Origin of the sequence: Vulcanisaeta moutnovskia 768-28, from assembly GCF_000190315.1 — an archaeon.
Taxonomy (GTDB): Archaea; Thermoproteota; Thermoprotei; order Thermoproteales; family Thermocladiaceae; genus Vulcanisaeta; species Vulcanisaeta moutnovskia.
Map to the genome: position 1 here is coordinate 702,958 of NC_015151.1, position 15,012 is coordinate 717,969.

The window sequence follows — 15,012 nt, forward strand, 5'->3', positions numbered from 1 at the left end:
GGATTAAAGGTTGTGCCTTATTATTTAAATGCATTAACTTAATTAGTTCCTCTAGAATTTAGTCATTATTTGTTATTACTAATTATTCCATTAATTGTGAAGTAATATGTATTATTTACATACTTATTAATAATTATTGTGACGTAAAAACTACCAGTGATTTTCGCGAATTCACTACATAGTTTTTCGCTTGGTGAAACGTATAAAGTGTAATCTATTATTCCAACGTAAATGGTGTAGTTACGCGTTCGCTGGGTCATACTAAAAACACCTGTATAATGAAGTGTGATATTTATGTTATCATAATTATGATTAATCTTGCTCATTAATTCCTTGCTTAAACCCTCAGAGGTCTCTGTTATATTATCGGCATGTATTGTTATATTTTCTCTCAAGTCATTAACGATATTATTGACTAATTGTGAATAGTAACATAAATTGAATGGATACACGGTAGTAATCGTTCCCTCAATACTATTAGATTGGATAAGTGCTTGAATTGTTATCTGGTAAATTGTTACATTTCCTTCTCCATAAATCTCATAATTAATCACTCTATATCTTGCGATATTTCCTGTTTTATTACTAATAATATTGAGGGCTTCACTTAACATATTCGTCATATTCATAGCAATAATGCTACATGAATAATTCATTGGATTCGCAATAAGCATGCATGCATTATTCCGTAATATCTGGGGTAATGTATTATTCAGTTGCTTAAATACGTTCGTCGACAATAGGTAATTATTCTCAAGGGTTAATGCCCTCGATGTCTCATTATTTACGTAATTCATTAAGTACGTGGTTAATACAATCATTACCAGTAATACTATTAGTATGGGTAGTAACGATTTATAAATCATTTACATCACCTAGTATAAGTAACGTAAACATTAACCTCCAACTGCGAGTTGTTAACCGTGATCCTTGGACATATAATTAAATAATTACTCGATATTACCTCATCAGTTATTATTATGTGATCGAGATCAGCATCGCCCGTAAAATTACCTAATTGGCATTTGGTGAATAGGTAAGTTCCCATGGATGCCTTATAATCAATTATAGAGAGTTTTACCAGTAGGTTTGTCAGGAATATGGCGAAAATGAGTATTACGATTACTAGGGTTATGGAGATCAACATGTCAGGAAATATTAAGGAATCTGCGAGTGCCATTCATGATCACCACGGCGTAATTACTAACGGAGCCTGTTAGGTATAGTATATTTAATATGAAACCTGTTATCATAATGATCATGATCAGAATCATCAGTATTAGGACTGATGTTAATAGATATCTAATCATTTGATCACCCCATTGATCCACTGAATAATGGTATTAAGTTCCTTGATCAATAGAATATTATTTCTCAATAATTCCGCATATAATGTGGCAATGATTATCGACAATATCGTAGATACTACCATGAGTATTAATGCGCCATATTCCTGGAAAAGTATGTTCATTAGTTCCTCAAGAAGTTTCACAATTAATTACTCCACAGCTCAATATATAAGTCACTCAGGGATTCGACGATTTAAATAATGACGTACTGCTAATTACGTGGTTTATTAAACGCCTAATCTCATCAGCCAAGTATCTCCTGCACTCAATTTCGAGAACCTCACCCTTAACATGCCTCTCCTCACTCAGCGCCTCCTCAATGGTGTTCCTAGCCACTACTTCGTAGATTCTCGCCTCAACCTTATCATCACTAGCCCTAACAACACGACCAATCCTCTGGATCATCTGCCTTCGGGAACCAGTCCCGGAGAGAATAATTGCTACATCCGCATCAGGCACATCAATACCCTCATCAAGAACCGTTGTCGCCACAATGACCTTATACGCACCCCTGGCAAACGCCTTAAATATCGAGTCCCTATCACTTGTCTTGGAGGTTATTAATGTAATAATTGGCCCCAACTCTTCCTTAAGGACTTTATACAACTCCTCAGCCTGCCTTATGAATTGTGTGAAGACAATAATCTTACTACCAATACCAACCTCAGCCTTCACTATTTCCTTAGTAATACTAATCTTGGCGCTGGCTACGCTGGCTATGTTCCTCAGAACAATCGCATTATCACCAGCCCTCTCATAGTCCCTCCTTTCCTCAGGCGTTAGGTCAACGTATATCCTGAAATGCCTAACAGGAACAACCAACCTAGCCTCAACCATATCCCTATAATCAGCCTGAAACACAACGTCACCAGAACTCAGGAAAATCAAATGCTCATTACTATCACTTCTCTTTGGCGTAGCAGACAAAGCCAACCTAAACGGCGCTCTAAGCCTAAACGCAACCTCCTTAAAGGTATCGGCAGGAACATGATGACAATTATGCACTACTACCCCATCAGCCACGAAACTATGATCCTCCTCTACCTCAATGTCATAAACGAATTCACCTTCCCTGGAAATGCCTCCAGTGCTATCGGTTTGATCAATTCCAGGAATTTCTTCGCCTCCCTCATATTCGGTGTATGTAGGAAGTAGTAATTGCGATATTGTGAAATGCTGAATGTTAGGTCCCAATTCGTCTTTAACTACTGTACCAGCTCCCTGTTCTCCTTCAAGGTATAACCCTCCGTATGAAGAGAAATTGCGATATAACCATTTTTCCCCATACTTATTGACCCATCGTCCAGGAACCAAACTGCCAATGCTATCGGAGTATTTATCATATTCAGGAACTCCCTGGTTATTGTTTTCCGCCCATTTACGTAAGCCACCTTGTAAATCTCCGTTAGCTCTGGATGGCAGATAGTTTGAAATCTGTAGACGTCCCCGTAAGCCCCGTACTTCGTATTCCTTTCCAACCTTGGTGGCGACTTCACGATATTTTTTAGTTTCGAGTACTTCCACATTAAGTACTCGTACTGGGATAAAGCATGAACCACCGTTAGTCTTGCATTCTTCGCCCTTGGTGGTGGAATTGATAGATACCCATCCCCAAGTACCGTACCTAACACTATTTCCCTCTGTTCTTCCGTCAATCTCGGTAATGAAGCTAATCTCCTCTCCTCCCTCATTCTTACCATATTCCTTATTTGCTGAACTCCCTCTTCTCTGTGAAGTAGCCACCGTTTCTGAGACCTCATCCCTTGAAGCTCTGAGTTGTGAGCCGTCACGTAATGTCCCCCAAGGGCTTGAACCGTCTTGAATTCTTTCCCGCAAATTCTGCATTTGTACATCATAAAAGTATACCACATCGCCTCTCTTTAACGTTATCGCTTGTTTCCATCCATCCTTAGTTAGGACCAGGTGATCCTCAGTTAATACTATCTCTCCCCTTTCATGAGTAACTCTTACTAACCTCTTAATGAGTGGTATCTTGAAGTAGTTCGTTATACGCATAAAGCGTCCTTTATGCGTCAGAACCTTCACTGGTAAGCGCTTCTCCACGACCTCACCTATGGGCATTAATCCTCTATCTGTGACTATCAATGCATCGTAAGGTAAGCATTCATCAAACACCACCATGTCGAACTTATCGCTTATTTCTGCTATTTTATTAACGGCTGAGTTGTAAATTGCCACAGTGACCTCCCTAATATCGTCAAAACCACCACCTAGCCTACCTGCCTTTATGCCTAAGTGCCTCATTATTCTCTCGTACCACTGGTTCATTAATTCCTCCGTAATTACCAGGATTATTGTCGGTACCTTAGTAACGGCTAGAGCTTTGAGTGCTATGAAGGTTTTTCCACCGCCGGTTGGTACGACGATGGTACCTCTCTTACCGGCCTTCAGCCAGGAATCGAGGGCCTTTTCCTGAAAGGGTAGGAGCTTTATTTCATCCTTAGGTATTTGTATGGTTCTTGGACTCCATGGGACCTCAGAAACCCTATAGCCACTCTTTACCAGCATGTCCTTAATCGTCTCTCTGATGAATACGGGGAATCTAATGATGACTTTATCCTCAGCTCTTACTATATCGTCCTTGCGTATAAGCCTCAAATCATACTTATTCAGGTTACCCTCCTTATCAACTACGTAGTACGGTATGGTCAAACCCCTCAACTTATCATAAAGTTCCCTGGATAGAAAGTGTAGCTCGGCTCCATCAAGGCTGAGCTTGGCGGTCCACCACTCAGTCCTCCTCATGAATAATTCCCTCAACTTATTACTGGCCAGGGCAAACTCCCGAGCCCTCTTAAGGGCAAGTTCCACGTCGCCAATCACCGCCTTACCAATGAGTAACTGCCTAATACTCTCCACGGCTTTATCAACGTACTCCTCATATGAAGATACACTGCCTATGTGATTCCTATCATTTTTAATGAAATCCCTGATTAGGCATGATAGTGAAATAATGAATAAGCCACCCTCCTCACCCAACACACAGTCGTTAGGTATGGATCCGAGACTCCCTAAATCCTCGACACCGATTACGCCACCTGACGAGTTTACGAGTATAGCCCTCATTAATTTCTCAACCTCCTCACTAGTCAGCTCCAGCAGGTCCTTCAGCTCTCTAATTAATGAAACCGAGTAAACCTTGCCAGTCCAATACTCACCATTCCACCTAAAGCCCAGCTCCTTCAACCTATCCTTAACCCTCGATACCCTATCCCACGGCCACTCCCTCCTAATCTCAACATCGCCATTAATGACAACCCTAAATCGCATTTTATGAATAGCCAATATAACTGGAGTTTAAATCCATATTTTAAACTTGAATTTAAAAATGAGTAATCATCATTTACGAAGCTGGCACGTATTACCACACTTATTAAGCAGTCCTGAGTTTCCCACGACCTAAGCCCACTCCTTACTATTTACGGCAGTACTAATCTATCAATAGATCATTGATCTCAATTACTCTAATGTTAATAATCACGACCTTGGAAATAATTAGGCACGGTTCAGGAGGAACCTGGAAACTATGACTAACGCCTGAATAAGACGAGCGAGGCACTGTTAAGGGTTGATAAGCCCGTGTAGGTTATTTTCAACCTCGCTCGAACCACTTTTTAAGAATAGGCGAAGTAAAAAATCCCGTAAATTAATAACTCTTGATGTCTATGCAATCCGCCTCCCGTAGGTGGTTGGTCACGGCTTTAGTCGTTACTATTGCCTCTCTATCGGTTATCCTCTCACTCCTTACCACTGTTAGGGCTCAGCCAAGCCCTGTTCAGAGTATTAGGTTCACCTACGGCATCGTCTCTTACTATAAGTCCCTCCAGTCCTCCACACCTCCCGGCCTCATTGTCAGGGTTTATGTGGTCAATGGTTCTAAGGTCTACCCAATACCTGCCTTCGTGGCTGTTTATGGACTGACCCCTAGGCATATCGTCCCAATAGTCTATGGTTTTGGCTCTGTGATTGATGTACCATTCAATAATACGAATTGGAGGTTTGTGGCTGGTAGGTGGTTGTCCTTTAATCCGAGTGTTAGTGAGTACAACACGTCACTCCTCGTGTTCGTGACGTACATAGACCTCGCAACAAACAGGAGTTGGATTACGGCAATCTCAGTGCCATACAACATCGGCTGGGTAATGAAAAACCAAGGGAGTGTAAGGTACATAATCCTGACAGCATACATAAACCTAACAACAAAACCATTCAAGCTAATCCCGGCAAAACCACCGGTTATTCAAAGGGATCAATCCATAACCGTCGGCCCATACACAGTCTATAACTGTAGTGAGCAGGGCCCATCACCACCCACATTCTATGAATCCGGCTATTACACAACGGTCTACTCACCAACAACGATGTGCGACGGCTTTACGGGTCCAATACCACTGGCTTGGGTGACGTGGAGTAACGGAATAGTTAATGAGTATGAGGATTACGGACTAAACCTCGCACTTCAAGCCTCGATTACAGGGACCACTGATTGGTATGCCACGGATTACTATAATGGTCGGTTCGGTACGATAGGCGTCTCGTATAGCGAGAATGTTTATTGGTATGAGAATACAGGCGAGATACTTACCAGCTCTGTTGTTAGCGAGGGTAGTATGTATATTTATTATGAGGGTACATTCGCCATAGTTAACTACAGCGAGTACGTGTACAACACGCACCTCGGAATTTACGAGTACGTGGGGCAGGTACCTGTTGTTGAGGTCATAAGTGTATCAACGCCCGCCGGCTCATCAACCTCAACTCAATCACTCCCAGGTAATTACGACTTCGGTAATGGGCCGATATCGTACATATACAACGGCTTGATACCACTCGCGGAGCAGGAGCTTGGCTACCCAGTCCTAAATCAATCAACTGTGGTAACATACGCAAGCTGGCAAGAGGGGAGTAATGGGCCTGGATGCACAACATTAAACCCAGCTCAAGGACCTAACGAGCTCGTATGGGCCATATTATTGCAGAGCGTTGATGAGCAGTACCAGTTGAGTGGTCCCGAGCTTAGGTATGAGTTGGGAGGCTTAGGCCTTGGTATTAACCTAATAGGCCTACTCATGCCATTGAACACCTTAATTAACGTACGACAAACCGCATTAGCAATATATGTACCAACGAGCAATGTGAATCATGTGAGTTGGTATTTATCCTTAATAACCGCATCCAACGCCTTTGGAGTACCAACCTTCGGATTCATAGTAAATGCAACGAGTTACTACCAAAATCCATACAATAACCTGAACTGCCAGGGTTAGTACATCGATTGCATCATATTTTTGCGCGTACTTAAAGCTTACAAAGGCTTTAGTTTAATAATCCTGATGAACCTGATTGACTACCCGAAATGGCCGTCACTCGCGAGGGAGTCAATACTTAATGTGCCCATGGATCTGAGGAGTGTTAGGTTGAGTATCGATGGTAAGGTCATTGATTATGGCGCTGAGATTGATTCCGTGGTTATTACCGGTATGGGTGGGTCGGGCGTTGTTGGCGATTTATTAAGTGACCTGTGCTGGTTCTGGGATTGCAGGGTGCCCATAATCGTTAGTAAGAACATGAGGTTACCGAGGAGGTTATCGAGGCCTTTGGTCATAGCCATTAGTTACTCGGGCAACACTGCAGAGACGATAATGAGCGCTAATGAGGCTCTGTCCAGGGGATACCCAGTGATTGGTATTACGACTGGCGGTAAATTAAGCGCGGTACTTAGTGGTAAGGGTGTACCCGTTGTCCTGATTCCAAAGGCTTCGGCGCCCAGGTATGGATTACCGGCACTACTATACCCGGCGTTAATCATCCTTGAGAGATTCGGCATTGCCTCAGTGACTAATGAGTTAGAGAGCGGTATTACCGGGATTGAGAATGCCCTTAAGCACGTTGACGATGCGGTAAACCTGGCCAGGCAGTTAGTGGATTCAATACCCGTGGTTTGGGTTACGGAGAGTAGGCGTGGCGTTGGTATTAGGTTTAAGAACGACCTCAACGAAAACGCCAAGTACTACTCAGTGATTTCCGTAGTGCCTGAGGGTGCTCATAATGACATAGCTGCGGTAATCACAAAGCAAGGCTGTTTAAAGCATGTGGCGATAATGGGACCTAGTGACTATGAGGGCTTGTATGAGGAGGTGCTCATTGACGTGATATCCTCATTCGGGGCAAGGCCAATAATTGTTAAGCTTGAGGGTAAGACACCTCTCGAGACGGAGATTTATGGCGTAACCTACCTAGGAATTGTAACCCTTGCATTAGCTGAATTGTTGGGTGTTGAACCTGTGTCCACGGAACCAATTGATAGGCTCAAGAACCTACTTAATGAGAGGAGGGTATTCCAGGTTTAAATGGTTCAAGGCCTGAGTTTAGGTAAAATCTTGTGAATATAATAGCCACGGTAATTACTGGAACTAGGAGCAGAGCCATTGATAATCTAATTCCAATTAAATCCGCCGAAACTCCAAATAATGCTGGAACCACTATGCCTAGTATGCCTTGAAATGCCGAGAAGTAAGAATTGGCGGTGTTCCTTTCCTCAATACTTGTTCCCCTACTGATCATAAGCGTTGAGAGAGGGTATGTCGAGCCATGAGGTATGCCGAGTATTGCCATAGATGCTATGAATATTGCGTAATTAGGTGATGCGTAGAGCAGGGTAATACCTATTACGGTTAGTACTATGGAAATGGCCATAGGCCTGAATAGACTTCTTGGGATATAAATGGTTAGGTAAAGCCTGGTAAGGAAGGAGGTAAGGAAGAATGGTACGAATGAGAAATAAGCCAAGTATCTACTAACGTGGTATATGCTCTGTGCGTATATTGCTATGAATGCCGTAAAGACAATAAACGGTATACTATATGTGGAGTTCGCGAGCATGGCCGATATTAAGCCCTTGTTCCTAAGTATCCTACCTGAATCAATGCGTATTCTTGGTTCCCTAGGATCTGGCGGGAATCGTACCCTAAATGATAAGGCGAGGGAGAGTATTGCCAGTGGTATGAACAGTAGGAATACGTACCTATAGCCAAATCGGGTCAATAAGTATGTTTCAAATAATGGACCCACAACTAAACTCGTACTAAGGGCTAGGGTATAGAGCACAAGTAATCTCTCTGCGGTGGTTTGATCACCTATAATACTTGCTGATGTCATTATGTTGGGCATTATTACGCCATACGCAAATCCAGTAAGTATAGATACTAACCAAATACTGAGGGAATTAGCCAGGGAGTACATTGGCAATAGGATTATTATTAATGCATTTGAAATAATGAATAGTAGCCTCCTTGTTGACCCAGGTAATCTAGCATTAATAAATAGAATAGATGTGAGATTTACGGCAGTAACCAATGATGCCAACAAACCAACTAAATAATTAGAGAATAATAGGTCATACCTAGCCAGTAAAGGTGCTGTGGTTCCGATCATGTTATTTGTTGCACGTATGGCGAAGGTCATTAGGAATATCGTAATTGCATAATAAATAATTTCTCGATTGATACGCACAATAATCAACGGAAGACCTATTACTTAAAAACCATTTGATTTAATAAATCATTGATCATTAGTAAATCGGTGTGAGCCAGTTCTTGTACTTGCTGACCCTACCGTGAACCACATCCATATAATAACTCCTTACCTTGAGGGCTATTGGGCCTGGTTCTCCATTACCAATGACCCTACCGTCAATGTTTACTACCGGAGTTACCTCAGCAGCAGTTCCCGTGAAGAAGACTTCATCCGCCGTATATAATTCCTCCCTGGTAATTCTTTTCTCAGTAACTGTTAAGCCTAGGTCCCTTGCTATTGTGATTACGGTATCTCTCGTAATACCCTCGAGTATTGAGTCATATACTGGTGGTGTGTATAGTATGCCGTCCTTAATAATGAATATGTTCTCCCCGCTTCCCTCAGCAACATAACCGTCGCGGTTAAGTAATATGGCCTCATCAAATCCCGACACCTTGGCATCTATTATTGCAATTACGGAATTAACGTAAATACCACTTACCTTGGCCTTCATTGGGAACATAGAATTATGAACCCTTAACCAACTAACTACCTTGGCCTTAATGCCCTTAGGTTCTAGGTAATGTCCGAAGGGTACCGTTATTATTGCTGTGGTTACATCAAGGTTCCTAATGTCTAGGTTAACGGTACTTGCAGATACAAAGGTTATTGGTCTTATATAAACATCCTCATGCACATCATTGGCTCTCAATAGTTCCACGGTTGCATCAATCAGCTCATCAACGCTATAACCAACTTTAATACTCATTATCTTAGCCGAGTCGTGAAACCTAACGTAATGATCCCTAGCCCTAAATACATATAGATTATTATTGTCAGAATTCCAGTAAGCCCTTATACCTTCGAATATTGATGTACCGTAATGTAGCGCATGCGTGAGTATTGGTATTGTAGCTTCCTTTTCAGGTATTAACTTACCATTAACCCATACGTACTTCATTAAGTGTTGCACTATAGGCTCCTTATTAAGCATTATCATTTATATAGTATATTTGTTCAATCACGAGTTAGGGCTAGGTATATCCCTGCCATGGGGGCATTTATTTGGTCTTCCCAGGTAATCATAAAGCTTCTCTACAACCTCCTCGGGTAATGCATCGTCGAACATCTTGGCCAGTTCGCAGGCCTTATCGGGGTCAATACCTGCCTTGACAAGTAGGGTTTCAATAACTCTATGGGCTCTGATTAATGAGTTCATTTCCTTAATGCCCTCATCAGTAATGAAGATGCCATTATCTCTCTTCTCCACGAAACCCTTCCTAATCAAGTGATTTACCTCCTCGTAAGCGCTTGCGGTTGATATGCCGAGAGCCTTAGCAACACTGAATATTGTAGCCCCAGAACCCTTCTCATTCATCCCCTTAATTACTAATAGGTATAGAAATTCTCTATTGGATATCCTCACGCTCAGACCCAACTACTACACTTAATAAAGATCTAATTAAACCTTATTCCCTAGGCATCGCCTAAATTGCCATTATTGCGGCGTAAATACCTGAAATGACAAGCATAGTTGTTACCACATAAAGCACAATAGTTCGAGCCCTACTTATTGCATACTCCCCAACAACATCTTTCCTCGATGTTAAACTTATCAATAAGTAGGTGGGTATTGCCAGGGCTATGGCGTTGAAGACCATGATCCCCAATATTAAGTTAACGAGGTCTCTCATGAATATTATTATCAGGGCAGCGGGTACAACCTCAACCACGTAAAATGCGTAAAAGCCCCTGGCCTCACACATCCTCTTACTAAGTCCTGAGGGCCAATTGAAGTACTCGCTAAGTCCATAGGCGAAGCCCAGGCTTATCACGAATATGGCGAGTAACGCCGCTGCTATCATGCCTATGGCAGCTACTACGAACCAGTACGGACTAATGATCTTGTCAATGGAAAGAAGTGCTGATTGAAAGCCATCAACAACCCCACCCTTAATCCTAAGCCAATAACCAACCAATAGGCTACCAATCATTAACACTTCACTTATTATGGCGCCCATAATCGTCTCAAATCTCTCATGAGTATAATGCTCCCTTCTTAACCCCTTATCGACAATTGCCGATTGCTGGTAATAAAGCATCCAGGGCATTACCACAGCACCAATGTTGGCCGCGAGTAATGTAACGTATAATGAATTAATGTATGAACTGGGTGTGAAAATAGACAGAAATGCATCAAAAGTCTCCTGAGGTTTCACAGGTATTACTGCGAAAGCAGTTATGTAAACGAGAATAAATGCGGAAATAATCAATAATATATTCTCAACCCTCTTATATGAACCACCCATTAGTATTATGGCTGTATGGAATGTCAGTATCAGGATCACGGAAACGAAGACAGGAATTCCAAAGAGAAGTCCTATTGCTGATATTGCTGCGTACTCGCTGACATACGCAGCGCCATCTATGATGAGCATCGCGATTAATGATATCGCCACAATCTTCTCGCCATAAACCTCCTTAAGCAAGGTCCCCATACCCTTACCACTGCCTAATGCTGCCCTTATGGTCAATTCCTGAATAAAGTACAAGGGTATGGTTAGGAGTATAAGCCAGGGAACCATGGCCAAGCCCATGTAATAACCGCTCTGCATTGCCGTAAGTATACTCGGCGCATCGACGTCAGCAAGCATGGTTAACCAACCAGGACCTAGTAATACCCTAAGTGAGTCGCTGACTCCTTTAATACTTCTCGATACTCTCTCCTGAAAATTCACGCCAGAGTCACAAAAAGACCTGTTTAATTAATATTTTTCCTGTGGCAACTAAAGAGATAAGGCATGCATTAAGTACCGTGAATAACTCTAACCTTACCCTCAACACCCCTAAGCAAGGCATAAAATAGTACCACTGCTATGGCATAGAGTATGGAAGTTATGTACAAGGGCAGGTCTAAATAACCAATATCCATTAGGTAACCACCAATACCTGGACCAACAGCTCGCGGTATTGAGGATATCATATTCCAAATACCGAATACACGACCTCTCTCTTCCCTAGGCACTAATTCATTAATGAGTGATGTCAGTAATGGGTTTGCCATGTTCATGAGCGTATTCCTAATTATGAAAAGAGCTAGTAACAATGGTAGGTCGTATATTAACGGCATTATTGCAAGTACGACCGTGGCCAAGCCCTCAAGTGTTACCACGGAAATCACCCTACTACGTAGTAGTCTTGATATTGTCGGTGCCATTAACGTGCCCAGGGCTAGTGTGGCGTTGGATATGGCGTAGACAATGCCCAGGCTGGCAATGTTTATGTGAAACTTAAGATAGAACCAAAGGCTAAATAGTGGTATTATCACGCCAGCCCCAAGGCCAATTAACGCCTCGGGCAACAGTCTCTTTATTAGCCATGATGAACGCAGCCTACCCAAATCCCTAAGGCTGATCTTCTCAATCTTTGCATTCACGATGACCGGGTCCAAATGCCTAATTGCATTGAGCACTAGAGGTATTGTTAGGTAGACTGCGATTGCCTCGGTCACGAAGATAAGCTCATAACCAAGATGACCAAGGTAACTGGGTAACACAGCCATTATCGAACCAATGACGCTAAAAACTATGTTGAAGGATGATGAGAGACTAAACACCTCGTCTGATACATTCCTCTGCTTAGCGAATTCACCAATTATGGCTGTCAGAACAACGTATCGGTTAAATAATGCTGCCAACAAGTAAGCCGTTGAAACGATAATGGGCACACCGGTGATCATTAGTAGTATTAGGGAGCCGCTAATTACGGAGAGAACCATGAAGAGTCTGACTCTATTTATGAAATCGGTTAGGTAGCCAACGACTAATGAACCAAGGGCATTTATTAATGAGAAGAGCCCTAGGACGATACCAATGAGCGTGGTTGATATTCCAATGTTTAACATATATATTGAAAGAATCACCGAATTAGCACCCCAAATGATTCCACTTAGGGAATTGGCCGTTACCAGGAGGAAACCAACACGACCAATGCGTTTAAACGACATTAGGCATTGGTTAGAGCCTAGGTTAATAAGGTGTATTTCTCATTTAGGAATAGAAAATTTAAAGAAACAAAGAGAAACATAGAATAAGTAATCAAAGGGAATACGATAAAGAGAGAAACATTTAAAAATAGAAAAGAAAACATAATTAACTATGACAAATCTAGGGAAAACCCTACTAATAATAACCGCACTAACGCTAGCACTGACAATACCAATAGTTCACGCTCAGTCATTACCGATAGGCCCATCACCAACCCCACAATACTTCACATGTACAGAGATAATACCCACAGTATCGGGCTCAAACATAAGCCACGTTATTGTCTGGCTGAGGTTAAGCAACGTTACCACACCTAATGGTCTGCTTTACCTGCTTGATCAGATGTATTATAACCCATTTAGTCCCTACTTCCACCAGTTTATTACGCCGCAGCAGTTTGCGGCTTGGTATTCACCGCCAAGTTACGTCTTCAGTTATATTGAGGGTCTTGCCCAGCAATATGGCTTGACTGTTATGTACACATTCCCAATGCTCATTGAAGCTAGCGGCAATGCATCGGCAGTAGACAACTTCCTAACAGCCCTACAATCAGCACCAAGCAACATACAACAATGGATACTGGCAGGAGAATGCATACCACTCGGGTACTTCATAGTCAATAGTACAGCCCCCAACTATAAACCACAGTACACAATGCTCAGCCTAAACACGACAAACATCAATACTGTGCTCACAACAAACGTAACCACACTAAACGGAGTACCACTACAAATTCGTTATCACCAAGCCGAGATATGGCTACCAAAGGGTCTCGAATTCATCTATGACGAATTACCACTATTTAATGGATACACGTATAGTGGCTATACTGGCCAAGGCCTAACAATAGCCATTGTCGATGCCTTTGGCGACTTTGAGGGTGCCTATAAAGCTACATTCACCGGCATAGTTCCGCCTAAATACGTTTCAGTAGCATGCCAAGACCTGGCAACATTTAGCGAGAACTTTGGCTTGCCGTATAGTCCTTCCCAGTGTAGTGTTATTTACCCAACAGGCATGCCAGTAATAACCCGTAGTGATATATACACGGCAGCTGGCTGGTCTTGGGAGACGGCCCTTGACATTGAGTATGCCCATACGATGACTCCTGGCGCTAATATACTCCTTGTAATATCACCAACATCTGGTGATGATTTGTTCACAGATGTTGAGTACGTGATCGCCAACAAACTAGCAAACTTCATAAGTCTAAGCTGGGCCTCACTAGAGGATGCCTACTACATACCACCCGTATCATATAACCTACTCTATGGCTATGACGAGATATTCATGCAAGCTGCTGCGGAGGGTATTGGCGTATTCGCGGCATCAGGTGATAGTGGTGCCTATGACGTGTTTGTAAGTCCAATGGAGGCCAGTGTCTCATACCCAGCCAGTGATCCGTGGGTGACTGGGGTTGGTGGGACAACGCTTAAGGGCGTAATTAGTTATGTAATGACTAACCGCGTAGAGTATGCCTGGGACTGGAATAGCCACTACATGTGGGGCACTGGAGGCGGTTACTCATTCACATTCCCTGAGACGCCTGGTCAGGCATTGATACACATAGTTTATGAGAGGACTTACGTGTATGAGCCTGACCTAGGCATCTACTTCTATACGGTTGGTCATAGGGGTGTGCCAGATATTGCCGCCGATGCTGACCCATTCACCGGCGTATTAATTGTGCTTAATGGCGTGATACCGCCATACTTCATAGGCGGCACTAGCCTAGCCACACCACTGTCTGCGGGCATGACCACGACCATACAGAGCTACTTAGGTAATTCATTCATAATCGGTGACCTAGCACCAAACCTATACCTACTCGACCACTATTACCCAAGCCAATTCTATGCGTGGAGCACGGCATACCCAACGAGCCAATTCTTCACTGGCTTCCCTGGAGGTATGTTCGTGACTCTCGGCGGTGAGAATGGTCTCTATTGGGTCATACAGGGCCAGTGGAACCCAGTTGATGGACTTGGTCAAATAAACGTTTATGGACTGGCTCAACTGCTTCCATACATAACGCCGAGATACCTCTTTGCGTCTCAGATGCAGATTGGTTAAGGGTAATT

Annotated in this window: 13 protein-coding genes and 1 pseudogene; 3 read left to right on the forward strand and 11 right to left on the reverse strand. The window is 42.8% G+C overall.

Features of this window, described 5'->3' with window-relative positions:
* Positions 1–65: 65 nt before the first annotated feature.
* The 6 genes and pseudogenes from VMUT_RS03785 to VMUT_RS13390 form a co-directional block, all read right to left on the reverse strand.
* Entirely contained in the window at positions 66–866 is an 801-nt protein-coding gene (locus VMUT_RS03785) for a hypothetical protein (protein WP_013604106.1), read from the reverse strand.
* Positions 867–871: 5 nt separating this feature from the next.
* Positions 872–1,180, reverse strand: a complete 309-nt coding sequence (locus VMUT_RS03790) for a hypothetical protein (RefSeq protein ID WP_148224650.1) — start codon at positions 1,178–1,180, stop codon at positions 872–874.
* A 126-nt stretch (positions 1,181–1,306) separates the two neighbouring features.
* Positions 1,307–1,492: a hypothetical protein gene (locus VMUT_RS03795; protein ID WP_048056853.1), complete on the reverse strand. Its 186-nt coding sequence runs from the start codon at positions 1,490–1,492 to the stop codon at positions 1,307–1,309.
* A 34-nt stretch (positions 1,493–1,526) separates the two neighbouring features.
* Complete coding sequence (locus VMUT_RS13380; RefSeq protein WP_373419231.1) at positions 1,527–2,663, reverse strand: helicase-related protein; 1,137 nt, start codon at positions 2,661–2,663, stop codon at positions 1,527–1,529.
* Positions 2,555–3,220 carry a C2H2-type zinc finger protein gene (locus tag VMUT_RS13385; protein ID WP_373419232.1) on the reverse strand — a complete coding sequence of 222 codons (666 nt, stop codon included), beginning with the start codon at positions 3,218–3,220 and terminating at the stop codon, positions 2,555–2,557. The genes VMUT_RS13380 and VMUT_RS13385 overlap by 109 nt, the downstream gene beginning before the upstream one ends.
* 310 nt (positions 3,221–3,530) lie before the next feature.
* Positions 3,531–4,640, reverse strand: a pseudogene (locus VMUT_RS13390) (DEAD/DEAH box helicase family protein); the annotation flags it as partial.
* Between the two features lie 389 nt (positions 4,641–5,029).
* Between VMUT_RS13390 and VMUT_RS03805 the strand changes: the two are divergent.
* Together VMUT_RS03805 and VMUT_RS03810 are read left to right on the forward strand one after the other, a co-directional pair.
* Positions 5,030–6,637 carry a hypothetical protein gene (locus tag VMUT_RS03805; RefSeq protein WP_237699711.1) on the forward strand — a complete coding sequence of 536 codons (1,608 nt, stop codon included), beginning with the start codon at positions 5,030–5,032 and terminating at the stop codon, positions 6,635–6,637.
* A 66-nt stretch (positions 6,638–6,703) separates the two neighbouring features.
* On the forward strand, positions 6,704–7,720 hold the full coding sequence (locus tag VMUT_RS03810) for a bifunctional phosphoglucose/phosphomannose isomerase (RefSeq protein ID WP_013604111.1): 1,017 nt from the start codon (positions 6,704–6,706) through the stop codon (positions 7,718–7,720).
* On the opposite strand, the gene VMUT_RS03815 is transcribed toward VMUT_RS03810, so the two are convergent.
* The 5 genes from VMUT_RS03815 to VMUT_RS03835 form a co-directional block, all read right to left on the reverse strand.
* Positions 7,692–8,882 (reverse strand): MFS transporter, encoded by a 1,191-nt coding sequence (locus VMUT_RS03815; RefSeq protein WP_052298495.1) that lies wholly within the window; start codon positions 8,880–8,882, stop codon positions 7,692–7,694. The two genes, VMUT_RS03810 and VMUT_RS03815, sit on opposite strands and share 29 nt — an antisense overlap.
* A gap of 58 nt (positions 8,883–8,940) precedes the next feature.
* Positions 8,941–9,846 carry a branched-chain amino acid transaminase gene (locus tag VMUT_RS03820; RefSeq protein ID WP_237699712.1) on the reverse strand — a complete coding sequence of 302 codons (906 nt, stop codon included), beginning with the start codon at positions 9,844–9,846 and terminating at the stop codon, positions 8,941–8,943.
* A 60-nt stretch (positions 9,847–9,906) separates the two neighbouring features.
* Positions 9,907–10,263, reverse strand: coding sequence for a metal-dependent transcriptional regulator (locus VMUT_RS03825; protein WP_048057167.1), 357 nt, complete (start codon positions 10,261–10,263; stop codon positions 9,907–9,909).
* A 109-nt stretch (positions 10,264–10,372) separates the two neighbouring features.
* Positions 10,373–11,623: an NRAMP family divalent metal transporter gene (locus VMUT_RS03830; protein ID WP_013604114.1), complete on the reverse strand. Its 1,251-nt coding sequence runs from the start codon at positions 11,621–11,623 to the stop codon at positions 10,373–10,375.
* Positions 11,624–11,691: 68 nt separating this feature from the next.
* Positions 11,692–12,891: an MFS transporter gene (locus VMUT_RS03835; protein WP_013604115.1), complete on the reverse strand. Its 1,200-nt coding sequence runs from the start codon at positions 12,889–12,891 to the stop codon at positions 11,692–11,694.
* Between the two features lie 151 nt (positions 12,892–13,042).
* On the opposite strand from VMUT_RS03835, the gene VMUT_RS03840 reads away from it, so the two are divergent.
* Positions 13,043–15,004 (forward strand): S53 family peptidase, encoded by a 1,962-nt coding sequence (locus VMUT_RS03840; RefSeq protein WP_013604116.1) that lies wholly within the window; start codon positions 13,043–13,045, stop codon positions 15,002–15,004.
* The last annotated feature ends 8 nt before the right edge of the window (positions 15,005–15,012 follow it).

Excerpts from the sequence above, each read along its gene's own strand:
- VMUT_RS13385 (WP_373419232.1), bottom strand. The coding sequence starts at position 3,220 with ATGTGGTATACTTTTATGATGTACAAATGCAGAATTTGCGGGAAAGAA.
- VMUT_RS03810 (WP_013604111.1), top strand. The coding sequence starts at position 6,704 with ATGAACCTGATTGACTACCCGAAATGGCCGTCACTCGCGAGGGAGTCA.
- VMUT_RS03840 (WP_013604116.1), top strand. The coding sequence starts at position 13,043 with ATGACAAATCTAGGGAAAACCCTACTAATAATAACCGCACTAACGCTA.
- VMUT_RS03820 (WP_237699712.1), bottom strand. The coding sequence starts at position 9,846 with ATGAAGTACGTATGGGTTAATGGTAAGTTAATACCTGAAAAGGAAGCT.
- VMUT_RS03805 (WP_237699711.1), top strand. The coding sequence starts at position 5,030 with ATGTCTATGCAATCCGCCTCCCGTAGGTGGTTGGTCACGGCTTTAGTC.
- VMUT_RS03825 (WP_048057167.1), bottom strand. The coding sequence starts at position 10,263 with ATGAATGAGAAGGGTTCTGGGGCTACAATATTCAGTGTTGCTAAGGCT.
- VMUT_RS03790 (WP_148224650.1), bottom strand. The coding sequence starts at position 1,180 with ATGGCACTCGCAGATTCCTTAATATTTCCTGACATGTTGATCTCCATA.
- VMUT_RS03785 (WP_013604106.1), bottom strand. The coding sequence starts at position 866 with ATGATTTATAAATCGTTACTACCCATACTAATAGTATTACTGGTAATG.
- VMUT_RS03835 (WP_013604115.1), bottom strand. The coding sequence starts at position 12,891 with ATGTCGTTTAAACGCATTGGTCGTGTTGGTTTCCTCCTGGTAACGGCC.